The sequence below is a fragment of the Sporofaciens sp. St.21A7 genome (assembly GCF_059728535.1).
In genome coordinates this window covers 2998664-3025076 of sequence record NZ_BAAGFN010000001.1, presented here as the reverse complement: position 1 = coordinate 3025076, position 26413 = coordinate 2998664, and the positions used below count along the sequence as shown (strand labels likewise).

The window sequence follows — 26413 nt, the reverse complement described above, 5'->3', positions numbered from 1 at the left end:
CCTCCTAATCTCTTAACTCTTTGCCTGTAATCTCAAGGAAAACGTCGTTGAGCGTGGGCAGCTCCGAGAAGACTCTGCCGAAACGGACGTCTTTCTCTTGTAAATAATTCAGGATGCGCACCAGATTGTGCCTTGCCGTGCCAAGCCGTATCTTTAATATCTGGTCTTCATAGCTTACATCAAAGACGTGGGGAAGTTCCCGGATTCCGGAAAGCAAGGTTTCGTCTAATGGGATAGTTTCGATGGTGATGGTCTCGCCGGTCTTGATCATTTGCTTCAATTCTTCCGTGGTTCCTGTTGCCAATACATGCCCGTGGTCGATGATGGCGATACGGGTGCAGATCTGTTCTACCTCTTCCATGTAGTGAGAGGTATAGATGATGGTAGAGCCTTGCCGGTTCAGCTCTACGATTCCTTCCAGAATCTTGTTGCGGCTCTGGGGGTCTACGGCAACGGTAGGCTCATCCATAATGATAAGCCGGGGCTTGTGGACGATGCCGCAGGCGATGTTAAGCCTTCTTAACAGACCGCCGGAGAGCTTCTTAGGGCGCATTTTCGTGAAATCTTCAAGCCCTGTGAAAGCAATCGCTTCCTCAACAAGCTGCCTGCGCTTTGCCTTGTCCCGGATGTACAGGCCGCAGAAATAGTCGATGTTCTCACGGACGGTCATCTGCTCGAATACGGCGACATTCTGCATCACGACACCGATCTGCCTCTTGATGTCGTAACTGTTTGGGGTCATATTTTTGCCGAAAACGGTAATCGTGCCTTTGTCGTACCTAAGCAGCGCGAGCAGGCAGTTGATGGCTGTAGTCTTGCCGGAGCCGTTGGGGCCAAGGAGCCCGAAGATCTCGCCCTCCCGTATGCTTAATGTCAGGTGGTCAAGCGCCACCAGGTTTTGGTATCTTTTAACCAAGTTTTCTATCTGGATTATGTTGGTTGACTGCATAGAATCGCCTCCTGGTATTTGATGCTTTTAGTATAATGTTTCGGCGTATAGAATGGTAGTGTCAGGTGTCAGAAGAAGATGTGACAAATGTAATGTTAGAGAGGGCATAGCCCCTCTAACATCTCTCGGACAGTTTTCCGTGTACATGGGTGGCGCTTATAAGGAGCAATCTCATGGAGCGGCTTCAATACAAAGTCTCTCCGGTGCATATCCACATGGGGGATACACAGGTCATTCTCTTCCAGAATCAGGTCGTCGTAGAAAATAATATCTAAGTCCAATGTCCTTGGTCCCCAATGGACGATACGCTCCCTTCCGGCGTCCTGTTCGATTCTGTGAAGCGCATCCAATAATTCCCGAGGGGTTAACAAAGTCCTAAGACATAAACAGCCGTTCAGGAAATCATCCTGGTCTGTCATACCGTAAGGCTTCGTGGTTAAGAAAGAGGATACCTTTTCTACCTTGCAGGAAGGAACCTTACCTAAGGCTTCCACTGCCTGATTGAGGTAACGTTCCTTGTCGCCCATATTCGAGCCAAGGGCAATATATGCCGTGTGCCATCCCCGCTCTATTTCGACAGAGACGGTTTTCAGAGGAAGACCCACGGGCGCCCATGGCTTTTTTATATTCAGACGGAGCTTTTGAAGACGGGGCGTTTGGAGGAGGAGCATTTCGGCAAGGCTTTCGGCGGCGCGTTCCAACAGCCGGAAGGTGTGGTCGGTCAGGAAATGTTCTATCTTTTGGCAGATTTCTCCGTAGTCGATGGAAGCCGCCAATTCATCCGTCTTTCCGGCGGCTCTCGTGTCGGTGTATAAAACTGCGGTGACGATAAATTTCTGCCCAAGGACGTTTTCTTCCGGAAATACGCCGTGGCGGGCGAATACTTCGAGGTTTTGTATTGTAATCTTATCCATATATCCTCCTGATTTCTGATGTGCTGCATAGCTATTCAGACAGCGCTGAAATCGTTGCTACGCTGCGCTGTCTTTCCGGGATCACCGCTGTACACAGACGGTATCGTCTTGCCGGAGAATCGCTTCTGTCATCCGGATTGCCCTGCGGTTTGCCGCTACGTCATGAACCCTTACAAAGGAGCATCCATTCAGCATCCCATAAACGGTAGTGGCAATCGTCCCTTCTTCCCGCTGGCCGGCAGGAAGGTCAAGGGTGAGCCCGATTACGGATTTGCGGGAAGTGCCTAAAAGAATGGGATACCCCAATTCCCGCATTCTGCCCACATGCCGGATAATTGCAAGGTTCATCTCATACGTCTTCCCGAATCCAACGCCGGGGTCCAGAATAATCTTGTCGTCTGCAATCTGTGCCTCCTTGGCAATTCGGAGACATTCCCGCATATCATCCATAAAATCCGCAAGTAAATCCTCGTAAACAGGCTTTTTCCGATTATGCATCAGGCAGCAGGAGGCGCCGTAGTCTTTGATGAGTTTTGCCATGCGGGAATCATATTTCAGCCCCCAGACATCGTTGACCAGGTCGGCTCCCGCTTGAAGCGCGGCATGGGCTACGGAACCTTTGTAGGTGTCAATGGAGATTGGGACGTCAAATTCCTGTTTGAGTCTTTCAATGACCGGTGCGGTGCGTCCAATCTCTTCTTCGTCCGTAATCTGTACATGACCGGGGCGGGTGGATTCGCCGCCCACATCCAGAATGTCGGCCCCGTCCCGAACCATTTCTTCCGCGTGCCTAAGCGCCGCGTCTATGTCCTGGTATCTGCCTCCGTCAGAGAAGGAGTCCGGCGTGACGTTGAGGATTCCCATGATGTAAGTATTTCTAGTTGTGTCGAATTCTTTTTTTCCAATAAACATAAATGCTCCTTCCTGATTATAACAGTATCTCCATATTCTTTTTCTCAGTGCTCCAGTTGCATTGGGCTTTGGCAGGGCATAAGAAACATGCCCGGGACGTCTTATCGCCCTCATACAGAATAGTTTCCAGCGGTTCGGCATCCTCACGCAGCCGCCGGTGCCCGCGGATTGCCGTAAGAATCTGCCGTTGTTCTTCTTCGGTAAATGCAATCTCGTCCGGCATCTCTGCAAGGATCTGCGCCGCCAGCTTTTCTCCTGCAGCCTCGTGAGGAATTCCTGCTTCATACTGGCGGCTTTTCCCGATATCATGGAGGAGAGCCGCCCCATAGACCAGATCGCGGCTGAAGCCCAAGTCCCTTTCCAGATTCAGGATATAGGCAATCCGGGCGACATCTAGAAGATGGTTCATTTGGTGGCAGCAGAAAATGCGGTCTTTCTCAAGCTCCTGAAGCCTTTGGAGTAAGGAGCAGAAGAGAGGGTGGTTTTGTATGAAGCGAAGTCTCTGATTCGCAGGCATGTCAGCGTAACCCAAGCATCCGGAAAAAACGTTCTTCCAGCTCCGGGTCGGTTTCAAAAACCCCGCGCCGCGCCAGCGTCACCGTCTTGCTCCCCGGCTTCTTGATTCCGCGCATAGTCATGCACATATGCTCTGCCTCCGCCATGACAAGGACGCCTTGCGGCTTCATATGCTCCATAAGTGCGTCCGCAATCTGCCCGGTCAGTTGTTCTTGAAGCTGCAGACGCCTTGCAAATACTTCGACTGTCCTGGCAAGCTTGCTAAGCCCCACCACCTTGCCGTCCGGGATATAGGCAATATGGACTTTCCCGAAAAAGGGCAGCATATGATGCTCGCAGATGGAATGGAAGGTAATGTCTTTTTCGATTACCATGTCGCAGTCCTTAGCGTGAAATGTCTTGTTTAAATAGTTTCCGGCGTCTTCCTCCATTCCGGCGAAGAGTTCCTCGTACATCCTTGCGATACGGTCCGGTGTGTCCATGAGACCTTCCCGGGTAATATCTTCTCCGATTCCTTCTAATAAAATGCGGACAGCCTGTCTGATTTTGTCTTGATCTACCATAATTTTGAATCCTTTTTCTATCTGAAAATGATTGAGTTTTGAACCATAAGCATCACGTCCCCAAGATAAGAGAGGGAGCCAAAAGCGATGATAACGTCATCTTCCCCGGCATCGGCAATAGCATTTTCTATAGCCAATTCGAGATTCTCCTCCGCCTGGACAGGAATACCGCCGTGGCAATGCCTCTCCATGACACTGGCAAGCTCTTGCGCCGAGAGGGTACGGCTGGCGTCCGGAAGAGCCAAAGTATGCACGGATTTTGCCAGAGGGGCCATGATACCGGCTATTTTTTCATATTCCTTATCCCGGAACACACCCATAATATAGATGAAATGTTTCTCTGGGAAATAGGTCTCCAAAGATTCCCGGAGCCTCCTTGCAGCATCTTCATTGTGGGCCCCGTCTATAAAGAAGAGAGGTTTTGTACTGATGCAGGTGAAACGCCCGCGCCAGACGGTTTCTTTCAAGCCTTGCCGGATGGCGTCATTTGAAATACAATAGCCAAGTGTGCGAAGTGCAAAGACGGCTTCTAGTGCAGTCACGGCATTGCCGAGCTGATGCCGCCCTGCAAGGGGGCAGTACACCGCATCCATCTCTTTATAAGAAAAAATCTGGCCCTGATAGCTCTCTTCAACCAGCTTTGCAAGGCTTAAATCCGCCGTTATGTAGGGACAGCCAAGCAGTTTTGAACGCTGCCGCAATACCTGCGCCGCTTCGGGATGCTGGCTTGCAGAAACGACCGTACAGCCCGGCTTGATGATGCCTGATTTATCAGAGGCAATCTCTTCCAGCGTGTTCCCGAGAATTCCCATATGATCCCGGCTGATGGAGGTGAACACGGCGAGAAGGGGAGCGCCGATTATATTCGTGGCGTCCTTTGCGCCGCCAAGACCGCACTCCAGCACGACGAGGTCGCAGCCTTGTTCCTGAAAATATAAAAAAGCTATTGCTGTCTCTATCTCGAATACAGTCGGGTGTGTCTCACCGGCTGCCTCCATGGGGGCAATAGCTTTCCGGACCAATGTGGTCAGTCTGGCAAATACGTCTTCCGGTATCCATTGTCCGTCTACCTGAATCCGTTCCAGATAGGAAACAACTGTGGGCGAGAGATATCGTCCTACTCTGTATCCTGCCTTGCTCAATATTGTGGAGGTGTATGCAAGTACAGAGCCTTTGCCGTTGGTTCCGGCAATATGTATGAACTTTAGGTCATCCTGTGGATTCCCAAGTCCGCACAACAGCTTTTGAATCGTACCCAGACCAAGTACACTTCCGTATTTCGACACACTGTCCAAATATACCCTTGCTTCTTTATAGGTCACGTTCTCGTTTCCTTTCGTTTCGTTTTCTATATTTTTCATCGCTGTCTATCATATCACTAAAATCGGATTCCGACAAGTGAATTTGAAAATTCTTTTATCGTGACTATGTATATAAAATTGTGTTTGCAGGTAAGATTTTTATAGAAAATTGACATTTTATTTTATGGGAATCAAATATTGACAATGCTATCATATATCCATAGACACATCCGGTATTTGATACCGGATACAGAAACCAGAGTAAAAGGAGGAAAAGAGATGAAGAAAAGAGTTGCAAGACTTATGGCGCTTTCTATGGCAGCGGCGATGACTGCGTCGCTGGCGGCATGCGGCGGCGGAGACAGCGGAAACAGCGGCGGAGACGGCGGCAGTAAAGACGGTGGAGGCGCTTCCGGCGCTTCCGGTGGTGACAAGGAGATCGTCTACTGGAATATCGGAACAGAAAGCCCGGATAAGGATGTAATCACGAAGGCAGTAGAGAAATTTAACTCTGAGACGGAGTCGGGATATACGGTCACGAGTATTCCCACGCAGAATGATACATACAAGGAAAAGCTGGTAGTCGCTATGAGTTCAGGCGAGTGTCCGGATATGTATTCCTGTTGGTCGGGCGGCCCGATGTATGAGTATATTGATTCTGGGTTCGGACAGCCAATTGATGATCTGTTCGGCGATTCTGATATTAAGGATAAATTGATGGAATCAGCGGTAGGTCAGGCTACTTATAATGGCAAGATTTATGCAGTGCCATATCAGAATGTATCAATGTCCGGTATCTTCTACAACAAAGAAATGTTTGACAAGTATAAACTGGAAGAGCCTGAAACGCTTGCCGATTTGGAAGAAATCTGTGATACGCTCAAGGAAAATGACATTACGCCTTTTGCGTTAGCGAACAGTTCTAAGTGGACGGGTTCCATGTACTATATGAACCTTGCGGCGCGTTACGGCGGTCTTGAGCCGTTCCAGAAGGCGGTTGCAGGGGAAGGAAAGTTCACGGACGAATGTTTCATCAAAGCCGGCGAGAAGATTCAGGAGTGGGTAGAAGCAGGATACTTCCCGGACGGCGTGAATTCCTTGAGTGAGGATGACGGTCAGGCGAAGCAGTTGATGTATCAGGAGACGGCAGGCATGCTGTTATGTGGCTCCTGGTATACGGGTACATTTGCAACAGACAGTGCGGAATTCTATGAGAAGATCGGCTGGTTCCCGTTCCCGGCAATCGAAGAGTCTGAGGCTGACCCGTCTATCATGATCGGTACGGTCGGCGACCAGTTCATCGTATTTAACTGTGAAGGCGATAAGTTAAAAGCAGCTTTTGAGTGTGCGGAAACACATTTGGATGATGAAGTGATTGACTTTGAAGTAGAGAACGGAAAGATTCCTCCGGTCATCGGAATTGAGGATAAACTGACAGATTCTATTACGAAGGAAGTCGTAGAGGCAGCGAACAATGCATCTGAGATTCAGTTATGGTATGACCAGTATTTGCCGCCGGCAGTAGCTACGGCGCATCTGGACGGCTTGCAGGAAGTATTCGGTCTGACGAAGACTCCGCAGGAGGCGCAGGAGGCTATGCAGAAAGCTATGGACGAATATCTGGCAAATAAGGCAGAGTAGGGGTATCGTTTATGCAAAAAGGGGGCTGTCGGGAAATGTTTAGCGTATCATATCATTTTCCGTAAGTTCCCTTTTTATATTCGTGTGAAGACAGGAAGGATGCTTTTGGAATGGGAAAACATTTTCAGGCATTCCTTGCAGAGAAGGAGGGATTTTAGAACATGGGTGGAAAGGAGATTTCTCTTGAGAAGCTCAGGCAGAGGGACACCAGGAGGGTTGCGATGCTGTTCCTGGCGCCTGTGGCAATCTTGATGGCGATTTATGTAGTTTACCCTATTATAGATACGTTTATTACGAGTACCTATCAGTGGAACGGAATCTCGGCAGCGAAGAAGTTTGTCGGGATTGGGAACTGGAAAACGCTGATTGCAGATGAGAATTTCTGGATTGCGTTCCGCAATAATCTGGTAATCATGGTACTGTCTATCTGTATCCAGATTCCAATTGGCCTGGCGCTGGCGACGTTCCTTGATTTTGGCGGGAAAAAGCTTACTATTTTTAAGGTAATCTGGTTCATTCCGCTGCTGATGTCATCGGTTGCGATTGGTTTCCTGTTTACCTATGCGCTGGCCACCAACGGCGGTCTGGTAAGCACGATTTCCGGCTGGTTCGGCGGGGGGAACGTAGATTTGTTAGGGAATCCAAAGACGGCGCTTCTGACGGTTATCATGGTCATCTGCTGGCAGTTTACGCCGTTTTATATGGTGTATTTTATGGCGGCATTTACCAATATACCTTATGATGTGTTTGAGGCGGCAAGGATTGACGGCGCTACCAGAGGGCAGTATTTCTGGAAAATAGCGTTTCCGCTTTTGGTTCCGTCTATGAAAAGCGCGGCTATTTTGTCGATGGTAGGTTCCCTAAAATATTTCGACTTGATTTATGTTATGACGGGTGGAGGCCCCGGGACTTCAACAGAGTTGATGGCTACTTATATGTATAAGCAGTCTTTCAGCGTCTTTAACATGGGCTATGGTTCTGCCGTGGCAGGCGGTATGTTCATCTTGATTACGCTGGTATCCCTGATTACCATGAAGATTCTGAACGGAAAAGAGGAGGCATAGGGTATGGATCTGTATAAGAAGAATAAAAGAAAGAGTATCATATGCTGGGTAATCGCGTTTGCCTTGGCGATTTTTTATCTGGTGGTTTCGTTCCTGCCGTTTATCTTTATGGTGTTGAACTCTTTTAAGGAGAAGTTCGAGATGCTTACAAAGGGAGTCTTTAATCTCCCGGACTCTCTGAATTTTACAAACTATAAGGAAGTGCTGACCGGCGGATTTGGCAGGTATTTTATGAATAGTGTGATCGTTCTGACGATTTCGCTTCTGCTGCTTTTATTTATCTCGGCGTGTGCTTCGTATCCTCTGGCGAGGTTCAAGTTTAAGCTGGCGAACCCGATTTATGCGGGAATTGTGGCATGTATGTCTATTCCAGTGCATATTACCTTGATTCCGGTATTTAAAATGTCGAAGGCGACAGGACTGTATGACAGTATTTGGTCGCTGATTGGGCCGTACATTGCGTTTGCCGTGCCGATTTCTGTGTTTATCCTGACCAGTTTCATGAAGGAGATTCCGCGGGAGATTGAAGAGTCGGCGGAAATCGACGGATGTGGGAAGGTTCAGATGTTCTTCTCCATGATTCTGCCGCTGGCAAAGCCGGGACTTGCGACGCTGGCAATCTACAACGGCGTGAACATGTGGAATGAATTTTCTTTCGCATATACACTGACTCAGTCTTCGGCGAACCGGACGCTCCCTCTGGCAATCTGGGAATTCCAGGGGCAGTATTCCATGAATACGCCGATGATTATGGCAGTCCTGACCCTGACCTTGCTGCCGATGATTATTATGTTTATCATCTTCCAGGATAAGCTGGTCAAGGGTATGACCGCAGGCGCTGTGAAGGGATAGTGAGATACCTCAGGTGGTTTTGACGGATATTAGCCGCGCAGGACGCCGGGGAAACTTAGAAAAACTGCCCCTGTCGGTATTTTCCGTATATTTCCTTGTACAGAAATGCTGACAGAGGCGGTTTTTTTAGGTATACTCTTGACAGGGAACGGAAGAACGGATTGCCGGGAAATGGCATGGAGTGGGAAGAACCCACAAAATTTGAGGGAAATATTTATGGAGAGATGGAAAGAATGTATTGGCAGATGGAAGTTTGACCGGAAAATGCAGGTGCTTGTCAGCGTATCTATCACCTTCACGACACTGATCGTCCTGATTGTATCTACAATATCATCTGTTACTTCGCTCAAGGATAAGTCCATCGAGCTTTTGCAGGATAAGAATGCAACGCTGGCGGAGAATTACCAGAATAAGCTTGAGGAGTATAAGGCGATGTCCGTTGCCCTTGTTATCGACGGTTACGTGCAGCGATATCTGAAATGCGGCGATAAGCATACGCTGGAATATGCGCTGGCGACTACGGAGGCGAACAATGTCTTATCCAGCTACCTGAACATGTCGTCGGATTTGAATTTTATCGCTGTCATCAGCTATCAGATGGATGATTATCTTTATCGGGGTAGGGATACGCTTACTGCGTCGGAGTTTCATCAGGTGTATCAAAGGGATTTGGAAAAATGTAAGAACGGGCAGAAGAGTACGTTGAAAATCGGATTTTCCAATGCCTATTATAAGGGAGAGCAGTATACGGCAAACGTATATTTTCCTGTCTACAGTTTAGAAAAGCTGCATGAGGAGAGGGGGCTTTTGTGCCTGAATTATTCTAACCCTGTCCTGGAACAGATTGTTGTGGAGGCAAAAAACGAGAGGCGGACGGAGGTAGTGAGCACAGACGGGACCGTGGTCGCAGCGGGGGATACAAGTAAGATCGGAACGGCCGTGGATTATATAAGCGGGCTCGGGGAGGGACAGGGGAGTTTCTACCAGAAGGGGAGGCTCTATGTCTATCAGAAGGTATATAACTGGAATTTTTACATTATCAGCAGTATTGCGACGATTGAATTGTACCGTCCGAGTATCCGAACCATTGGGCTTATGGCCGGAATTCTGTTAGTGTTGGTTGCAGTCAGTTATGTGATTGTGAAGCGGGTTATCCGCAAGGTATACCAGCCTCTTGACCGGGTGGTGCAGAATATGGACGACGTGGCGGCGGGCTCCTTATCTGTCAGGATTGACGCTGGACATATGGGGGAGGATTTTGCAAAGCTGGCTACGGGCTTCAATTCTATGATGGAGGAAATTGTAGTCCTGATGGAGCAGGTTAAGCAGGAGCAGCACCAGATTGAGCAGATACGCTTCAATTCCCTTCAGTCCCAGATTCAGCCTCATTTCCTGTATAACACCCTGGACTGTATCCACTGGCAGGCTGTGGCAGACGGGAACCATGAGATTTCCACGCTGGTGAAGGCGTTGGCACGGTATTACAGAATATGCCTAAGCAAGGGGCATGATGTGATTTCACTGGAAATGGAGGTTGAACATGTGAGGAATTACCTGATTATCCAGAATATGCGGTATGACCATATTATCGGGATGGAGATCGGGATGGATGAGGAGTGTAAAGGTGCGATGATTCCAAAGCTTACGCTGCAGCCTTTGGTGGAGAATTCCATTTACCATGGCATTAAGATTAAACAGGGGAAGGAGGGGAGTATTTCCCTGCAGGCTGTGCGCCAGGGGGATATGGTGAAGCTGGCCCTTGCCGATACGGGGACGGGCATGACCCAGAAACAGATTGACGAGATGAACCAGCAGTTGTCGGAGTATGATGAGTCCTTTGGGTATGGGGTACGGAACGTGAATAAGCGAATTGAGCTTCTCTATGGCTCTGGTTTTGGGCTTCATTATCTGAGGAATTCTTTTGGCGGCGTTACCGTGGAGATTCGGATTCCGTATGTGACGAAGGTGCAGGAGGATTAGGAGGATTTGATGCAGGGAGGAGATGATTCATGTATAAGGTACTGATTGTGGATGATGAGAAAATGATACGGATGGGTATCAAGAAAGTGATTCCGTGGCCGGAGCTTGGAGTAGGGAAGGTCTATACGGCAGGTTCGGCGAGGGAGGCGCTGGAACTGCTCGGGGAGCATCGGCCGGAGATATTGATTACGGATATCCGGATGTCGGAGATGTCAGGGCTTGAGCTGATTGAGGCGGCAAAGGAGATTTCTCCTAAGCTTCGTGTGCTGGTGCTGACAGGGTATGACAGTTTTGAGTATGCCAGACAAAGCCTGCGTCTGAAGGTGCAGGACTTTTTCCTGAAACCTGTGGAGGAGTCGGATTTGTCCCGGGCAATCCGGGAACAGGTCCGGTTTCTTGAGGAAGAGGAGGCAAGGGAGAAGAGTTCTATGCTGGCGAGGAGGACGCGGGGTATGGCGGAGCAGATGCGTCTTGAGAGGTGTATGCGTGACCTGATTCACCGCAGGGGAGAAAGCACGCGGCTTCTTTTGGAGCTGCGGGAATTTTATAAACTGGACAGTTTTTTCGGATTTCAGGCAATGCTGATTGCACCTGCGTTGTGTCTGGAAAATCAGCCGACGGAGAAGAATTTCCGGGAGATGTCCATGAAGAATATCTGCATCAGTATCGTGGATGCGGAGGAGGAGGGGATTACGTTCCCAGATGACGACGGGGCGATTATCATAGTGTATTTCCTGAGAGAGAAAGAGGAGTCGGTACTTGAGAAGACCAGGAAACTCTCGGACATCCTGCAGGATGAATTTGACTGTAAGCCTAAGATGGTGATTGGGAGTGTTGTGGAGCGGTTAGAGGGGCTTTATGTCTCTTACCATGATGCAAGGCATCTTTTGGATACGGAAAAGGAAGGAATACAGGATATTGTGCAGCTTTTGGGGGAGCAGAATAAGAACCATATTTTTCAGGATATCTATGTGGAGCTGAAGGAAATCATGTGCAGCAATATTGGGAATACGGAATATGTTCTGAAAGCCTTCCGGACTTTTGCGAAGGCGTCAGAATCTTATAATCTATCCAGGCAGACGGTTCGGCGGCTTTGTTTCGAGCTGGCTTCGTGTATTTATTTTTCTTATGCGGGGGAAGCCGGGGAGACGGATTCTGGGAAGTTAGATGCGCTGTCTAAGAGCCTTCGCGCTGCTTCCAGGGAGGAGGCGCGCAATGTGACGGAGATGTTCCTTGTGCAGCTTTTGGGGGGACAGGATGAGAATGTGCATGAGATTATTTCCAAGGCGAAATATTATATTTCCGAGCATCTGACGGAGGAGCTTACGGTGTCGAATATTGCCGTGTCGCTGTATATTACCCCTAATTATTTTTCCAGATTGTTTAAGCGGGTGACGAAGGAGGGGTGCAATGAGTATATTGTGCGGAAACGGATTGAGAAGGCGAAATCCTTGCTTGATACCACCAGTTTGAAGATTGGGGAGATTGCGTTGATGGTGGGGTATCGGGATACCAATTATTTTTCCCTGGCTTTTAAGAAGCATACGGGGAAGTCTCCGACGAAGTACCGGGAGGAGATTCAGGGGGCATGCGAGATGTGAGAGAAGTCTTTACGGAGAAGTACCTGATAGATTATTGTAGAAGATAGAAAAGGAGTTTAAATGATGGGAAATCATAGAAAAGAGAGAGCAAAAGCGAGAAAAAAGGCGAAGGAACTGGTTTCAAAGATGACATTGATGGAGAAGGCGGCCCAGCTAAAATATGACGCCGCGCCTGTGAAGCGATTGGGTGTTCCTGCATATAACTACTGGAACGAGGCGCTGCATGGCGTTGCGAGGGCGGGAGTGGCAACTATGTTCCCTCAGGCCATCGGCATGGCGGCAGTTTTTGATGAGGATGCGATGGAGAAGGTGGGGGATATCATTGCCACGGAGGGAAGGGCGAAATACAATGCTTATTCCCGGCATGGGGACAGAGACATCTATAAAGGGCTTACATTCTGGTCCCCCAATGTGAATATTTTCCGTGACCCGCGCTGGGGCAGAGGGCATGAGACTTACGGGGAAGATCCTTACCTGACCTCCCGGCTTGGCGTCCGGTTCGTGGAAGGGCTTCAGGGAGATGGTCCTGTGATGAAGGCGGCGGCATGCGCCAAGCATTTTGCCGTCCACAGCGGTCCGGAGGCAATCCGCCATGAGTTTGACGCGAAGGTTAGCATGAAGGACATGTGGGAGACCTATCTTCCGGCGTTCGAGGCTTTGGTGAAGGAGGCGGACGTGGAGTCTGTGATGGGAGCCTATAACCGTACTAACGGGGAGCCATGCTGCGGGCATAAGTATTTGATGGAAGACGTGCTGCGTGGAAAATGGGAATTTGACGGGCATTTTACATCGGACTGTTGGGCGATCAAGGATTTCCATGAGAATCATCAGGTGACAAGAAATGCCAGGGAGTCGGCTGCACTGGCGTTGAAACGGGGCTGTGACGTGAACTGTGGGAATACGTATCTGCATCTTTTAGCTGCCGTTGAGGAAGGGTTGGTTTCAGAGGAAGATATTACGATAGCGGCAGAGCGGCTGCTGACGGCAAGGTTCTTACTTGGGTTGTTTGACGGAAGTGAGTATGACGAGATTCCTTATGAGGTGGTAGAGTGCCGGGAGCATGTGGAAGCGGCGCTTGATATGGCGAGAAAGGGAAGCGTGCTGCTTAAAAATGATGGCGTCCTTCCGATTGATAAGTCCAAGGTGAAAACAATCGGCGTGGTGGGTCCGAATGCGGACAGCCGGGCGGCGTTGATTGGAAATTACCATGGAACTTCTTCCAGATATATCACTGTGTTGGAAGGGATTCAGGATGAGGCAGGCGACGAGGTGCGTGTGCTGTATTCAGAAGGGTGCCATTTGGAGAAGGATCGGGTGGAGAGCCTTGCGTGGAGCCAGGACAGGATTTCAGAGGCGGTCATTACGGCGGAACACAGCGATGTGGTAGTGATTTGCGTGGGAATGGACGAGACGCTGGAAGGGGAAGAAGGGGATGCGGGAAACAGTGACGCTTCCGGAGATAAGAAAGATCTGCATCTTCCCAGGGTTCAGGAGGAACTGATTGAGAAGGTTACGGCCGTAGGGAAACCGACGGTGGTTGTACTGATGGCGGGAAGCGCCATTGACCTGGCTTACGCCCAGGAGCATTGTAATGGAATCCTGATGGCGTGGTATCCGGGAGCAAGGGGCGGCAGGGCCGTGGCGGATATTTTGTTTGGCAATGTGTCGCCTTCCGGGAAGCTGCCGATTACATTTTATAAAGACCTTGAGGGACTGCCGGAGTTTACGGATTATTCGATGAAGAACCGGACTTACCGGTATATGGAGCAGGAACCGCTGTATCCCTTCGGGTACGGGCTGTCTTATGGTGACGTAAGGGTAGTAGGAGCGAATAGGTCGGGGCAGGTTACGAAGGAGTCGGATATCCGGATTCAAGTGTCTCTGAGGAATCAGGGCGAGGTGGATACGGATGAGGTGGTTCAGGTCTATATCAAGGATTTGGATTCAAAGCTGGCTGTACCAAATTATAGTTTGTGTGGATTTCGGCGGGTGTTTTTGAGGGCAGGAGAGGAGAAGTCTTTTGAGCTTGTGATTCCAAACCGGGCGATGAGCGTGGTGGATGAGGAAGGGGAGCGGCACATTGACAGTAAGAAGTTCAAGCTGTTCGTCGGAACGTCCCAGCCGGATGAAAGGAGCCGGAGGCTGACGGGGAGAGAGCCTGTGGAGGTTCTGGTGACGCTGGATTCGTAAAGGGAACGAGGGGAAGTTTTGAGAATGGCTTGAATATGATTTTTTAGGAAGAAGTCAGGAAAGGGAACAAGAATGATGGGAAGACAACATGGAAAAAGGATTGCGGCATTTGTGGTTTGCCTGACGCTTCTTTTGTCAGCCGGATGCTCCAAAGTAAAGGAAGAAGACGACAGGGCGGATCAGAGCCGGACGAAAGCCGAAACACAGGAGCGTGCAGGGAATACCGGGACAGGTGGAGACGAAGACAGGAAAGAGGGTAAGACGTTAAAGCAGGCGTCTGTGCCGCAGTTTATCCCCAATGGGATACGAAGTGTTTCTCTTACGAAGGACGGGGAGGAGTTCCTTCACATTTCAAGAGAACCGGCGGAATATAAGATGCAGTTTGACTATTGGGAGATTTTAAATCCCTATGATGAGAATGCCACCATGAATACGGAAGTCATGTTTGAGATGTTTCAGGAATTGTGCGGTATTACGTTTGAAATGCCGGCAGAGGTTTTGGAAGGCGTTGACACGGGGATTGAGGATTCGGATATGGGATATCGGGTGGAGTATGTGGATACTTTGGATGATTCTGTGGCGAAGAGTACGGATGAAGCAGATACGACAGCAGAGGTTATTCTGGGGAAGGAAGACGGCAATGGGGGACGTTATGCGGCTGTTGCCGGAAATGAGGAACAGGTGTATGTCCTTCAGGAAGCCGCGCTGCAGATGATTTTCGGCCGGAAACCCTTTGACTATATTTTGAAGATTCCTGTGCTGATTTCTGCGGAGACGCTGGAAGATATTGAGATTACGGCGGATGGCAGCCAGTTTTTGATTCAGGTAGATGCGGCAAAAGACTCGTATAGATTCGGGAAGAAGGAGGTAGAGAAAAAAGAGTTTGCCGCCCTGTATCAGTTGATTTCAGGCGTTGGCCTGGTGTCGGAAATGGAAGGGGAAAGAAGCAGCGGGAAGGATGAGCCTCATCTTGTGGTCAGGTTTCATCGGAATATGGAAGGCGCTCCGGATGTTTCGGTGTGTTATTATGCATTTGATGATGAGTTTGATTCTGTGGAGATTGATGGGGTGGAACGGTTTTTGGTCAGGAAGGAAGATGTGGAGGCTGTGATTGGGGGGATTGAAGAGAATGTCTTTAATTACAATTAAGAGGACAAGCAGGTTGAGATTGTAATGCAGGCAGACTGCGTCAGGGTCAGGGAAGCCGGCGGGGTAACAGAGGAAGAACCCAAGAAGCTTACGATATGGAAAAAGTCATTTTGAAAGGTTCAGCAGGTGCGGGACAGAATGAACGGAAGATTCCTATGGAAAAGCTGCCGCTTAGTTGTTATAATGTATAGGAATAGAATCTGAGACAGAAAACGGTTTGAAATTGACGGAAGGAGCGTGGAAAGAGATGGAGATGAGAAAGAAGAAACTTCCGATAGGAATTGAAAATCTCGAAAAACTTTGTTCCGATGATTTTTACTATATTGATAAAACCGGGCTGATTAGGGAACTTCTTAACAACTGGGGAGAAGTAAATTTGTTTACCCGCCCCAGAAGATTTGGAAAAACGCTGAATATGAGTATGTTGGAACATTTTTTTTCACTGAATGGGGATAAGCGTATTTTTGAGGGGCTGGATATTTCAAAGGAAACTGCGCTCTGTGAGGAGCATATGGGAAAATATCCGGTTATTTCGGTTTCCCTGAAAGGGATTGACGCGAGATCCTATGAGATCGCTTATCAAATGGCAGCCCAGATTATCATTGAAGCGGCGGCAAAGTTCTATTCCCTTTTAGAAAGTGAAAAGCTGAATGAGCATGATAAAGCAGTGTACAGAGCTCTTTTGGATAAAAATATGAATGAAGGTATGCTTTGCAGCAGTTTAAGGCAGTTGTCGGGGATGCTGGAAAAACATTATGGTACAAAAGTGATTGTGTTGATAGATGAATATGATGTTCCGTTGGCAAAGGCTCATGCGAACGGATACTATGATCAGATGCTCTCCCTGATCCGAAGCCTGCTTGGAGAGGTGTTGAAGACGAATAGCAGTCTGAAATTAGCGGTATTGACCGGATGCCTTAGAATTTCAAAGGAGAGTATCTTTACCGGGCTTAACAACCTGAAAGTGTTGACGATTGCAGATGAGCGCTTTGATGAATACTTCGGTTTTACAGACAAAGAAGTGAAAGACCTTTTGGAGTATTATGGGGTAATGGATCATTATGAGGAAGTAAAAAGATGGTATGACGGTTACCAGTTTGGTAATGCAGAGGTGTATTGCCCGTGGGATGTGCTGAACCATTGCGACAGAATCAGAAGCGAGCCTCATGTACAGCCGGAAAATTATTGGATCAACACCAGCAGCAATGACGCGGTGAAACGGTTCATTCAAGAATCGGCCAATACGACGACCAAACGGGAGATTGAGCGTCTGGTGGCAGGGGAAGTCATTACAAAGGAGATCCATCAGGAACTCACGTATGTGGAAGTTTATCAGTCCATTGACAATATCTGGAGCCTTCTTTTTACTACCGGGTATCTGACCCAGCGTGGAAAAGCGGAAGGCAGGCAGATGAAACTTGCGATCCCCAATCTGGAAATCAGGGATATTTTTGAGACGCAGATCATGGAATTCTTTAAGGAGAATGTCCGGGAGGACGGGGATACGCTAAATCGTTTTTGCGATGCCTTGCAGAATGAGGATACAGAAAATGTGGAAAAGATTTTTACGGAATATTTACGGAAGACTATCAGTATCCGGGATACAGCGGTAAAAACAGATATGAAAGAGAATTTTTATCATGGTGTTCTGCTTGGAATCTTAGGAGTGAAAACCCGGTGGGGGATTTCTTCCAACCGGGAAATGGGAGAGGGCTATGCGGATATCCTTGCAGAACCGGATACCGGGGATATGGGGATCATCATAGAAGTAAAATATGCCCATGACGGGAATCTGGATGGGGCATGCAAGGAGGCGTTAAAACAGATCGAATATACAAAGTATGAAGATGACCTTGAAGATGATGGAGTAGAGAATATTCTGAAATATGGGATTGCCTGTTATAAAAAGCGGTGCAAGGTCATACTGGCGGAAAAATAAATAAAAGATAATTTTTGCTGATAGCAGCCCAATAAATAGGATATTCATTATAATCCAATCCACAATATGCGAAATATAAGAGCTTCAAATTCTTCTACCTTTTGCGGTATAAAATCCCTTCATTTACAGATAATAGTATCATTACGAACAAGTGATATGAAAATCTACAGATGGAGGAATCGATACTATGAAAGCAACTGGAATTGTACGTAGAATAGATGATCTGGGCCGTGTGGTAATCCCGAAAGAAATCAGGCGGACATTGCGGATTCGAGAAGGCGACCCGCTGGAAATCTTCACCGACAGGGAAGGCGAAATTATTTTAAAGAAATATTCTCCAATCGGAGAGCTGTCAACATTTGCAAAGCAGTATGCGGAGAGCCTGTCCCAGACGCTGAACTGTCTGGTGTGTGTCTGTGACATGGATCAGATAATTGCGTCGGCGGGAAATGGGAAGAAGGAACTTCAGGACAAATATATCAGCAGGCAGTTAGAAAAGAGCCTGGGCGGCAGGGCGCAGCTTGCAGCGTCGGCGGGGGATAAGGCATACATTCCGATTATAGACGCTCAGGACGAGGATTATGAGCATGAGATTATCAGCCCGATTATCTGTGAGGGGGATATTATAGGCGGCGTGATTCTTTTGTCCCGTGATCCCAAAAAGAAGCTTGGGGAACTGGAACAGAAAATGGCAGTTTGCGCGGCAGGATTCTTGGGCAGCCAGATGGAACAATAAGAAGCGGTCATGAGACGGCAGAGGGGGATTCGCATGCGATTCCCCTGTTTTGCCGTTATACAGGCAAAAGACAGGAATATATTTAAAATTCCCATCATATCTTGTGGTAGACAAGGAGGGATGGGAATGGAAAGAAAGCTCCAAAAAGATTCGTGGGTCATGTGGGTATTAAAGTCACTTTTGGTTTCTTATGTCATCACAGGAATCTTATTATTGCTGCTTGCAGTCGCTTTGTTCAAGTTTGAACTGAACGAAAAGGCGGTATCGGCTGCCATCGTGGCAATCTATATCATGGCGACACTGCTTGGCGGCATCATTATCGGGAAATTTGCTAAGGTAAGAAGATATCTGTGGGGCCTTGGGCTTGGAATCGGCTACTTTGCGCTGCTTATGCTGATTACGCTTGGCGTGTACCGGACGCTGAACGGAGACGCGGCAAATATGGTGACGACGTTTATCCTCTGCGCGGGAGGCGGAATGGCGGGAGGCATGTTGTCATGACATATATTGTTTGGCAAAATGGCGTGAATTTTACGCACTTCCTTATTGCGCAAATGATGATGTAATGCTATAATAACAAAAGTCAAGCAAAAATAAGGAGGATCATGACCATGAAGCATGTAAAGACATTAAATACACAGACCATGAACAATAGTTTGAAGAAGGGCGGATGCGGCGAGTGCCAGACGTCCTGCCAGTCCGCATGTAAGACGTCCTGCACAGTGGGCAACCAGACATGCGAGCAGAAGAGATAAGTCATTTGAATGATGGCGCTGCTGCGGGGTATCCGCAGGCGGAGAATCCCGTAAAGCGGGATTCTTTTTCTGTTTGCCGCAGAGTATACCCAAGGGCACACCGTAATTCATGCCCCTGACGGGGCGGGCGGACTTTTGTCCATGAAAGAATAAAAAGGAGTAAATGTTTCGATAAGAAAGGGGTACATAGCCTTGATACATCAGTATCAGAATAACGGATACAATATCGTAATGGATGTCGTAAGCGGCGCTGTCCATGTAGTGGACAAGCTTTGTTACGATGTCATTTTCCACTTAAACAAAGACCATATGGAACATACCGTGCAGACTTTGAAGGAGCCGGAGGTTCTGAATGGGCTAAAACGGGAACTGGGCGGCCAGTATGCCGAGGACGAGCTAAAGGACGCTTTGGCGGATGTGGTAGAGCTTACAAAGGCCGGGCAGCTATTTGTGAAAGATACCTATGAGGATATGGTGGAGGAAGTGAAGAAGAGGAAGACGGTGGTGAAAGCCCTCTGCCTCCATATTGCCCATGACTGCAACCTTGCCTGCAAATATTGTTTTGCGGAGGAAGGGGAATACCACGGCAGGCGGGCGCTTATGAGTTATGAAGTCGGAAAGAAAGCGCTGGATTTCCTGATTGCCAATTCCGGCAGCCGCAGGAACCTTGAGGTGGATTTCTTTGGGGGCGAACCGCTGATGAACTGGCAGGTGGTAAAAGACCTTGTGGCGTATGGAAGGCAGCAGGAGAAGCTCCATGACAAGCATTTCCGCTTCACAGTCACCACCAATGGCGTGCTTCTGAATGATGAGATCCAGGAGTTTGTGAATCAGGAGATGGACAATGTGGTGCTGAGCCTGGACGGGCGTAAGGAGGTCAACGACCGTATGCGTCCGTTCCGGAATGGGAAGGGAAGTTATGACCTGATTGTGCCTAAGTTCCAAAAGCTGGCAGAAAGCCGTAATCAGGAAAGATATTATGTCCGGGGGACGTTTACCCGGAATAATCTGGATTTTTCGGAGGACATCCTGCATTTTGCGGATCTCGGGTTCAAACAGATGTCGATTGAGCCTGTCGTCGGCGACGAGAGCGACCCTTACGCTATCCGCACCGAAGACCTTCCAAAGATCCTGGAAGAGTATGATAAGCTGGCGAAAGTGATGATTGAACGCGAAAAAGAAGGAAAAGGTTTCAATTTCTTTCATTTTATGATAGACTTAGACGGTGGGCCTTGCGTGGCGAAGCGTTTGTCGGGATGCGGTTCCGGGACAGAGTATCTTGCCGTAACGCCATGGGGGGATCTGTATCCGTGCCATCAGTTCGTTGGGCAGGAAGATTTCAAGATGGGAAATGTAGAAGACGGCGTCGTAAAGCCGGAGATCGCAGATGATTTCCGAAGCTGCAACGTCTATTCCAAGGAAAAATGCAGGGATTGTTTTGCAAAGTTCTATTGCAGCGGCGGTTGTATGGCGAACGCCTATCATTTCCACGGTACAATCCATGACACCTACGACATAGGATGCGAGATGCAGAGAAAGCGTGTAGAGTGCGCGATTATGATTAAAGCTGCTTTGGCGGATGAGTAGAAAGGAAGTTTACCATGAAGAAGAACAGAGGTATCATAAGCCTGATACTGACGGTAGTCCTGATTGCACTGATGGGATTTACCGTGCTGGTCGGGTTCGGCAAGACCGGGACCGGGGCGATGAAGAATATCAAGCTGGGGCTTGATCTGGCGGGCGGCGTCAGCATCACATATCAGGTCAAGGACAAGAACCCGTCGGATGAAGAGATGAGCGACACCATCTATAAGCTCCAGAGACGTGTGGAGCAGTACAGTACGGAGGCAAGCGTTTACCAGGAGGGAAGCGACCGGATTAACATTGAGATTCCGGGCGTGACGGATGCGAACAAGATTCTGGACGAGCTTGGAAAGCCGGGTGCGTTAGAGTTCCAGACGGAGGACGGCAAGACGGTGCTCACGGGTTCCGATATTGAGACGGCGACGGCGAGAGCCGGGGAAGACAGCATGAAGAATAAGGAATACTCCGTAGAGCTGACGCTGAATAAGGAAGGAACCGAGAAATTTGCAAAGGCTACGAAGGAAAACGTAGGCAAGAAGATTAATATCGTCTATGACGGGGCGACCATCAGCGACCCGTATGTAAGGCAGGAGATCGATACCGGACAGGCATATATTACTGGTAATTTTACATTCGAGCAGGCAGATAACCTGGCTTCCACAATCCGTATCGGCGGACTGAAGCTGGAGCTTGAGGAACTCCGTTCCAATGTGGTAGGGGCGCAGTTGGGAGAGCAGGCAATCAGCACCAGTTTGAAAGCCGGGGCGATTGGCCTGGCGCTGATTATCGTATTTATGATTTTTGTTTATTATCTCCCTGGATTGGCGTCCGGGCTTGCCCTGTTAATCTATACGGAGCTGGTTCTGGTAATCCTGAATGCGTTCAATGTTACGCTGACGCTGCCTGGGATTGCAGGTATCATCCTTGGCATCGGTATGGCGGTGGACGCGAATGTCATTATATTTGCCCGTGTGCGTGAGGAAATGTCACGGGGCAAGACCGTGAAGAATTCTTTGAAGACAGGTTTCCAGAAAGCCATGTCTGCCATCGTGGACGGCAACGTGACCACGCTGATTGCGGCGGCAGTGCTGTGGTTCCGGGGTTCCGGGCCGGTCAAGGGCTTCGCACAGACTTTGGCAATCGGTATTATCGTGTCAATGTTTACCGCGCTTGTGGTTACGAGAATCATCGTATTTTCCTTCTTTGCGGTGGGACTTCGCAAGGAGAGCCTGTACTACCGTCCGAAAAAGGAGAGGGAGCCCATTGGATTTGTGGAGAAGAGGAAGGTATTCTTTGCAATTTCAGCGCTGCTGATTGTGGCAAGCCTTGCCGTGATGGGCGTGAATTCCTCACAGGGGAAGGGTGCGTTTGCGTACAGCCTTGAGTTCGAGGGCGGTACGTCTACCAATGTGACTTTTAACGAGGAATTTTCGATAGATGACATTGATGAAAAGATTGTCCCTGTAGTGGAAAAGATTACCGGGGATAAGAATGTGCAGACACAGAAGGTTGCAGGGACGAATCAGGTAATCATCAAGACGGTGACGCTGTCTCTTGACCAGCGTGAGGAATTGAATCAGGCGATGGTGGATGAGTTCAAGGTGGACGAGTCATTGATTACGGCCGAGAATATCAGCTCTACGGTAAGTAACGAGATGCGTGAGGACGCCGTCGTTGCGGTTATTCTTTCCACGATCTGCATGCTGCTGTATATCTGGTTTAGGTTCAAGGATATCCGTTTTGCGGCAAGTGCGATTTTAGCCCTTCTGCACGATGTCCTGATTGTAGTCGGGTTCTATGCGATTGCAAGGATTTCCGTGGGCAATACATTTATTGCGTGTATGCTGACCATTGTGGGTTACTCTATCAATGCGACCATCGTTATCTTTGACCGTATCCGCGAGGAGCTGCATTATCAGACGAAGAAGACGGATCTTATGGCTGTGGTGAACAAGAGTATCACCCAGACATTGACAAGGAGTATCTATACTTCGCTGACGACGTTCGTGATGGTTGCGATTCTGTTCGTAATGGGCGTCAGCTCCATCCGTGAGTTTGCGGCGCCGTTGATGGTGGGCGTTATCTGCGGGGCATATTCATCCGTATGTATCACGGGCGCTCTGTGGTATGTGATGCGGACGAAACTTGGGAAGAAGGACGCTTAGGATTGTCTTGCGCTGCCGGTGGAGGGCGGCGCTGTATAGGTAGATATTAGGAAAAGCAGCCAGTGTTATGATGGTATGACATGGCTGCTTTTGTTGTGTAAAGGGATAGGAGGGAAAACAGATGGAACGGTGGATGCTTCTGAGAAAGGGTGGGGATTTTGAGGCGATTGGGAAGAAATTTCACATCAGTCCCCGGCTTGCCTGCCTGATTCGGAACCGGAATGTGGTAGGAGAAGAGGCGATTGGGAAGTTCCTTAACGGGACGGCAGAGGAGCTGAACGACGGGCGGCTGATGAAGGGGATGAAGCAGGCAGCGGCAATCCTGAAAAAGAAGATAGAGGAACAAAAAAGGATTCGTATTATCGGAGATTATGACATTGACGGGATCAATGCGGCGTACATATTGCTGGAAGGAATCGAATTTCTCGGCGGGGAGGCGGACAGTGATATCCCGGAGCGGATTAAGGACGGTTATGGGCTGAACATTGATTTGATAGAGCGGGCGTATCAGGATGGGATTGACACCATTGTCACCTGTGACAACGGGATTGCCGCGGCAGATGAGATTGCCTACGGGAAGAGCCTTGGAATGACTGTCATTGTGACCGACCATCATGAGGTGCCTTACGAGGAAGTGGAAGGGACCCGCAGTTACCGCCTGCCGCCGGCGGACGCAGTCGTTGACCCTAAGCAGCAAGGTTGTGCCTATCCTTTTTCCGGGCTGTGCGGCGCGGCTGTGGCATACCAGCTTGTGCGGGTGTTGTGTGGGGAGATGGGAAGAGACGCAAAAAACCTGGATTATCTGTTGGAAAATGCAGCCATTGCCACGGTGGGCGACGTGATGGATTTGGAAGATGAGAACCGCATCATCGTGAAAGAGGGGCTTAGAAGAATCAGCAGTACGCAGAACTTAGGCCTGCGTGCATTAATGGAATGTACGAAACTGGAAAAGGATAGAATCCGGGCGTACCATATCGGTTTCATCCTAGGGCCTTGTATGAATGCCAGCGGAAGGCTGGATACGGCGAAACGGGCCCTTGACCTGCTGCGTACGAAGAGTAAGAAAGAGGCGGACGTGCTGGCAGGAGATTTGAAGGCATTGAATGACAGCAGAAAAGAGATGACGGAAGCGGCCGTTGTCTGGGCGAAGGAACAGGTGGAGACGGGAGAAATCCGGGACGACCGGGTGCTGGTCATCTACCTTCCCAAGTGCCACGAGAGCCTTGCGGGGATTGTGGCAGGACGGGTTCGGGAAAGCTATTACAGGCCTGTTTTCGTGCTGACGGATGCCGCGGAAGGGGTCAAAGGCTCTGGGCGTTCCATCGAGGCATACCATATGTTTGAGGAGCTTAGTAAGTGCAAGGAACTTCTTACCAAATTCGGCGGGCACAAACTGGCAGCGGGGCTATCGTTGAAGAAAGAAAACATCGAGGCATTCCGCCGTATGCTCAATGAAAACTGTACCCTGACCAGGGAAGACATGACAGAAAAAGTGGTCATTGACATGGAACTGCCTTTTCACTGTGTGACGGAATGCTTTATCCGGGAGCTTTCCCTTCTGGAACCTTTTGGAAAAGGGAATACGAAACCAGTGTTTGCCGCCCGTAAGGCGGAACTCCTAAGCGGAAGGATTCTGGGGAAGAACCGTAACGTACTCAAGCTTCGGGTTTGCGATGCGTCAGGAACTGTCATAGACGCTATGTATTTTAACCATGTGGAGGATTTCCTGAAAAAATTGGAAGAACATTACGGGAAAGATGCCCTGGACCTTATGTTGTCCGGTAAGCAAAGCCATATCTCCCTTTCCGTAACCTATTATCCGGAACTGAATGCATACATGGGACGTGTTACCCCCCAGATTGTTATTACGCATTATCAGGTATAGATTGGAAAATATCTTACAGTGAAGTGAAATTACCAAGAGAGGGGAAGGTTCCTTCCGGCGGAAGGGACCTTCCCTGTTCTCGTCATATTAGATGCCGTTATTCGATGTCTTTATATTGCAAATCTTTGATAGCGCTTTTAAATCCGATGCTTTGGAATCTTTCCAGAACGATGTTTGCGCTTTTGATATCTGTATTGGCAAGCAGTATGTAGAATTTTCCGCCGTTCAGCACGCCCATATAGTCGGTCAGACGTATCTTGCATGATACCTCCAGTGAAATGGATTTATAATCCCGGTATCCCATTTCAAATTCTACCAGTACGCATTCCGTCAGTCCCTTTTCCTTAGCGTCAAGAAATGCTTTCAGCAGGACTCGGAATGTTTTTTCGTTGAGTACGTTTGTTCCTTCCAGATAATTTTTCCTTCTGAAATTTGACATATAGCGGCTTGCACGGAGAATGGTCCTTTGAAGCAGCGTCTCGATTACGGTCAGCCGCTGTATCGGCGATACCCCATGCTTATCTTCTGAAACGTCCCAGAACATCAGGATGACCCGTATGTCTTCTTCGGCATGTACCGCTATGGAAAGCGCAGGGCGTTCCGGGTCTTTCAGCTCGTTCACATAAATCCGCCCGGCTTTTAAATCGTCGTACAGCTCGCCCATCGCGACGTATTTTATGGAATTCCCAAGCCTCCTTGCCTCCTTGGATGTGGAGGAATAAAGCCTGGCATATTCCCGGTTCGCTACGGTGTAGATAGCCACGTCCTTGCTGCCCATCTCCTCGCTGAGTATCTGTGCCGCATAGAACAGCACTTCCTCGGTCTTGTACTTTTCCAGGCTGGAAATGAGTTCATAAGTGGATTTCCAGCTATCTTCCGGGGCGGCATGGCTGCTTTTCAATGTTTCAAGCTCCTGGTCTTTTTCCTTTAAAAGGCTTCTTAATTCTTCATTTGTCAGTTGCGTTATCGTTCCGTCGGTGTTCTGTAATTCGTCCGGATACAATGTCATCACCCTTCCATATTACTGTGTTTTGTATAGTATTATTTTGCACTACTTTGGGGAAATTGTCAAGGATGTGACGAATGAAAGGTTCATTATTGAAAAACCTGCAAACTAATGCTATAATGCTGTACTAAGATAGAATGATACAGGAATGGAGAGTTTGTTATGAAAAAGATTGAAGAGTACGTGAGAAGTATTCCGGATTTCCCGGAGAAGGGAATTATTTTCAGGGACGTGACAAGCGTATTGCAGGATGCCGACGGGCTTGCCCTTGCCATAGACTTGATGCAGGAAAAGTTAAAGGACGTAGAGTTTGATTTGGTCGTAGGGCCGGAATCCAGAGGCTTTATCTTCGGCGTGCCGATTGCCTATAACCTGCATAAGCCGTTTATCCCGATTCGTAAGAAGGGGAAGCTTCCATGCGAGACGGTTTCCATCCGGTATGAGTTAGAGTACGGCACGGCGGAGCTGGAGATTCACAAAGACGCAATCCGTCCAGGGCAGAGGGTCGTGATTATTGATGATTTGATTGCTACCGGAGGCACCAATGAAGCGATGGTGAAGCTGATTGAAGGCCTTGGCGGGAAGGTGGTCAAGACGGTGTTCCTGATGGAGCTGGCGGGCTTGAATGGAAGAGAGAAGCTGAAAGGATATGATGTGGAATCTGTCATTGCATATCCGGGCAAATAGATGAAAATTGGAATATCAGAGAGG

22 protein-coding genes are annotated in these 26413 nt (G+C 48.8%); 15 read left to right on the top strand and 7 right to left on the bottom strand.

What is annotated here, in order from left to right:
* Positions 1-4 precede the first annotated feature (4 nt).
* From AC6I3O_RS14840 to AC6I3O_RS14815, 6 genes are all read right to left on the bottom strand, one after another.
* Positions 5-934, bottom strand: coding sequence for an ABC transporter ATP-binding protein (locus AC6I3O_RS14840; RefSeq protein ID WP_497853487.1), 930 nt, complete (start codon positions 932-934; stop codon positions 5-7).
* A gap of 110 nt (positions 935-1044) precedes the next feature.
* The gene (folK, locus tag AC6I3O_RS14835) at positions 1045-1863 is read right to left on the bottom strand and encodes a 2-amino-4-hydroxy-6-hydroxymethyldihydropteridine diphosphokinase (protein WP_497851566.1); all 819 of its coding nucleotides are present in this window, start codon (positions 1861-1863) and stop codon (positions 1045-1047) included.
* Between the two features lie 81 nt (positions 1864-1944).
* On the bottom strand, positions 1945-2775 hold the full coding sequence (gene folP, locus AC6I3O_RS14830) for a dihydropteroate synthase (RefSeq protein WP_497851565.1): 831 nt from the start codon (positions 2773-2775) through the stop codon (positions 1945-1947).
* Positions 2776-2791: 16 nt separating this feature from the next.
* Complete coding sequence (locus AC6I3O_RS14825) at positions 2792-3292, bottom strand: HD domain-containing protein (protein WP_497851564.1); 501 nt, start codon at positions 3290-3292, stop codon at positions 2792-2794.
* A gap of 1 nt (position 3293) precedes the next feature.
* The gene (gene folE, locus AC6I3O_RS14820; RefSeq protein WP_497851563.1) at positions 3294-3854 is read right to left on the bottom strand and encodes a GTP cyclohydrolase I FolE; all 561 of its coding nucleotides are present in this window, start codon (positions 3852-3854) and stop codon (positions 3294-3296) included.
* Positions 3855-3871: 17 nt separating this feature from the next.
* Positions 3872-5215, bottom strand: a complete 1344-nt coding sequence (locus AC6I3O_RS14815; RefSeq protein ID WP_497851562.1) for a bifunctional folylpolyglutamate synthase/dihydrofolate synthase — start codon at positions 5213-5215, stop codon at positions 3872-3874.
* A 219-nt stretch (positions 5216-5434) separates the two neighbouring features.
* On the opposite strand from AC6I3O_RS14815, the gene AC6I3O_RS14810 reads away from it, so the two are divergent.
* The 14 genes from AC6I3O_RS14810 (at position 5435) to recJ (ending at position 24696) form a co-directional block, all read left to right on the top strand.
* Positions 5435-6796 (top strand): extracellular solute-binding protein, encoded by a 1362-nt coding sequence (locus AC6I3O_RS14810; protein WP_497851561.1) that lies wholly within the window; start codon positions 5435-5437, stop codon positions 6794-6796.
* Between the two features lie 161 nt (positions 6797-6957).
* A complete protein-coding gene (locus AC6I3O_RS14805) occupies positions 6958-7860 on the top strand; it encodes a carbohydrate ABC transporter permease (protein WP_497851560.1) in 903 nt (300 codons plus the stop codon).
* A 3-nt stretch (positions 7861-7863) separates the two neighbouring features.
* Complete coding sequence (locus AC6I3O_RS14800) at positions 7864-8712, top strand: carbohydrate ABC transporter permease (protein WP_497851559.1); 849 nt, start codon at positions 7864-7866, stop codon at positions 8710-8712.
* Between the two features lie 216 nt (positions 8713-8928).
* On the top strand, positions 8929-10692 hold the full coding sequence (locus AC6I3O_RS14795) for a sensor histidine kinase (RefSeq protein ID WP_497851558.1): 1764 nt from the start codon (positions 8929-8931) through the stop codon (positions 10690-10692).
* A gap of 29 nt (positions 10693-10721) precedes the next feature.
* Entirely contained in the window at positions 10722-12293 is a 1572-nt protein-coding gene (locus AC6I3O_RS14790; protein WP_497851557.1) for a response regulator transcription factor, read from the top strand.
* A gap of 63 nt (positions 12294-12356) precedes the next feature.
* A complete protein-coding gene (locus tag AC6I3O_RS14785) occupies positions 12357-14483 on the top strand; it encodes a glycoside hydrolase family 3 C-terminal domain-containing protein (RefSeq protein WP_497851556.1) in 2127 nt (708 codons plus the stop codon).
* 72 nt (positions 14484-14555) lie between these two features.
* A complete protein-coding gene (locus AC6I3O_RS14780; RefSeq protein WP_497851555.1) occupies positions 14556-15632 on the top strand; it encodes a hypothetical protein in 1077 nt (358 codons plus the stop codon).
* 247 nt (positions 15633-15879) lie between these two features.
* On the top strand, positions 15880-17571 hold the full coding sequence (locus tag AC6I3O_RS14775) for an AAA family ATPase (RefSeq protein WP_497851554.1): 1692 nt from the start codon (positions 15880-15882) through the stop codon (positions 17569-17571).
* Between the two features lie 187 nt (positions 17572-17758).
* Positions 17759-18307 (top strand): stage V sporulation protein T, encoded by a 549-nt coding sequence (spoVT, locus tag AC6I3O_RS14770; RefSeq protein ID WP_497851553.1) that lies wholly within the window; start codon positions 17759-17761, stop codon positions 18305-18307.
* A 126-nt stretch (positions 18308-18433) separates the two neighbouring features.
* Positions 18434-18808: a TIGR04086 family membrane protein gene (locus AC6I3O_RS14765; protein WP_497851552.1), complete on the top strand. Its 375-nt coding sequence runs from the start codon at positions 18434-18436 to the stop codon at positions 18806-18808.
* A gap of 110 nt (positions 18809-18918) precedes the next feature.
* Positions 18919-19062: a six-cysteine ranthipeptide SCIFF gene (gene scfA / locus AC6I3O_RS14760; protein ID WP_497851551.1), complete on the top strand. Its 144-nt coding sequence runs from the start codon at positions 18919-18921 to the stop codon at positions 19060-19062.
* Between the two features lie 192 nt (positions 19063-19254).
* The gene (gene scfB / locus AC6I3O_RS14755) at positions 19255-20649 is read left to right on the top strand and encodes a thioether cross-link-forming SCIFF peptide maturase (protein WP_497851550.1); all 1395 of its coding nucleotides are present in this window, start codon (positions 19255-19257) and stop codon (positions 20647-20649) included.
* Between the two features lie 14 nt (positions 20650-20663).
* Positions 20664-22811: a protein translocase subunit SecD gene (secD, locus tag AC6I3O_RS14750; protein WP_497851549.1), complete on the top strand. Its 2148-nt coding sequence runs from the start codon at positions 20664-20666 to the stop codon at positions 22809-22811.
* A 121-nt stretch (positions 22812-22932) separates the two neighbouring features.
* On the top strand, positions 22933-24696 hold the full coding sequence (gene recJ, locus AC6I3O_RS14745; protein WP_497851548.1) for a single-stranded-DNA-specific exonuclease RecJ: 1764 nt from the start codon (positions 22933-22935) through the stop codon (positions 24694-24696).
* A gap of 97 nt (positions 24697-24793) precedes the next feature.
* Here the strand turns inward: recJ and AC6I3O_RS14740 are convergent, their stop codons facing one another.
* The gene (locus AC6I3O_RS14740; protein ID WP_497851547.1) at positions 24794-25705 is read right to left on the bottom strand and encodes a hypothetical protein; all 912 of its coding nucleotides are present in this window, start codon (positions 25703-25705) and stop codon (positions 24794-24796) included.
* A gap of 159 nt (positions 25706-25864) precedes the next feature.
* Between AC6I3O_RS14740 and AC6I3O_RS14735 the strand changes: the two genes are divergently transcribed.
* The gene (locus AC6I3O_RS14735) at positions 25865-26389 is read left to right on the top strand and encodes an adenine phosphoribosyltransferase (RefSeq protein ID WP_497851546.1); all 525 of its coding nucleotides are present in this window, start codon (positions 25865-25867) and stop codon (positions 26387-26389) included.
* The last annotated feature ends 24 nt before the right edge of the window (positions 26390-26413 follow it).

Bases quoted from the DNA above. Each gene is read 5' to 3' on its own strand.
- folK (WP_497851566.1), bottom strand. From the start codon at position 1,863: ATGGATAAGATTACAATACAAAACCTCGAAGTATTCGCCCGCCACGGC.
- folP (WP_497851565.1), bottom strand. From the start codon at position 2,775: ATGTTTATTGGAAAAAAAGAATTCGACACAACTAGAAATACTTACATC.
- AC6I3O_RS14825 (WP_497851564.1), bottom strand. From the start codon at position 3,292: ATGCCTGCGAATCAGAGACTTCGCTTCATACAAAACCACCCTCTCTTC.
- folE (WP_497851563.1), bottom strand. From the start codon at position 3,854: ATGGTAGATCAAGACAAAATCAGACAGGCTGTCCGCATTTTATTAGAA.
- AC6I3O_RS14815 (WP_497851562.1), bottom strand. From the start codon at position 5,215: ATGAAAAATATAGAAAACGAAACGAAAGGAAACGAGAACGTGACCTAT.
- AC6I3O_RS14810 (WP_497851561.1), top strand. From the start codon at position 5,435: ATGAAGAAAAGAGTTGCAAGACTTATGGCGCTTTCTATGGCAGCGGCG.
- AC6I3O_RS14805 (WP_497851560.1), top strand. From the start codon at position 6,958: ATGGGTGGAAAGGAGATTTCTCTTGAGAAGCTCAGGCAGAGGGACACC.
- AC6I3O_RS14800 (WP_497851559.1), top strand. From the start codon at position 7,864: ATGGATCTGTATAAGAAGAATAAAAGAAAGAGTATCATATGCTGGGTA.
- AC6I3O_RS14795 (WP_497851558.1), top strand. From the start codon at position 8,929: ATGGAGAGATGGAAAGAATGTATTGGCAGATGGAAGTTTGACCGGAAA.
- AC6I3O_RS14790 (WP_497851557.1), top strand. From the start codon at position 10,722: ATGTATAAGGTACTGATTGTGGATGATGAGAAAATGATACGGATGGGT.
- AC6I3O_RS14785 (WP_497851556.1), top strand. From the start codon at position 12,357: ATGGGAAATCATAGAAAAGAGAGAGCAAAAGCGAGAAAAAAGGCGAAG.
- AC6I3O_RS14780 (WP_497851555.1), top strand. From the start codon at position 14,556: ATGATGGGAAGACAACATGGAAAAAGGATTGCGGCATTTGTGGTTTGC.
- AC6I3O_RS14775 (WP_497851554.1), top strand. From the start codon at position 15,880: ATGGAGATGAGAAAGAAGAAACTTCCGATAGGAATTGAAAATCTCGAA.
- spoVT (WP_497851553.1), top strand. From the start codon at position 17,759: ATGAAAGCAACTGGAATTGTACGTAGAATAGATGATCTGGGCCGTGTG.
- AC6I3O_RS14765 (WP_497851552.1), top strand. From the start codon at position 18,434: ATGGAAAGAAAGCTCCAAAAAGATTCGTGGGTCATGTGGGTATTAAAG.
- scfA (WP_497851551.1), top strand. From the start codon at position 18,919: ATGAAGCATGTAAAGACATTAAATACACAGACCATGAACAATAGTTTG.
- secD (WP_497851549.1), top strand. From the start codon at position 20,664: ATGAAGAAGAACAGAGGTATCATAAGCCTGATACTGACGGTAGTCCTG.
- recJ (WP_497851548.1), top strand. From the start codon at position 22,933: ATGGAACGGTGGATGCTTCTGAGAAAGGGTGGGGATTTTGAGGCGATT.
- AC6I3O_RS14740 (WP_497851547.1), bottom strand. From the start codon at position 25,705: ATGACATTGTATCCGGACGAATTACAGAACACCGACGGAACGATAACG.
- AC6I3O_RS14735 (WP_497851546.1), top strand. From the start codon at position 25,865: ATGAAAAAGATTGAAGAGTACGTGAGAAGTATTCCGGATTTCCCGGAG.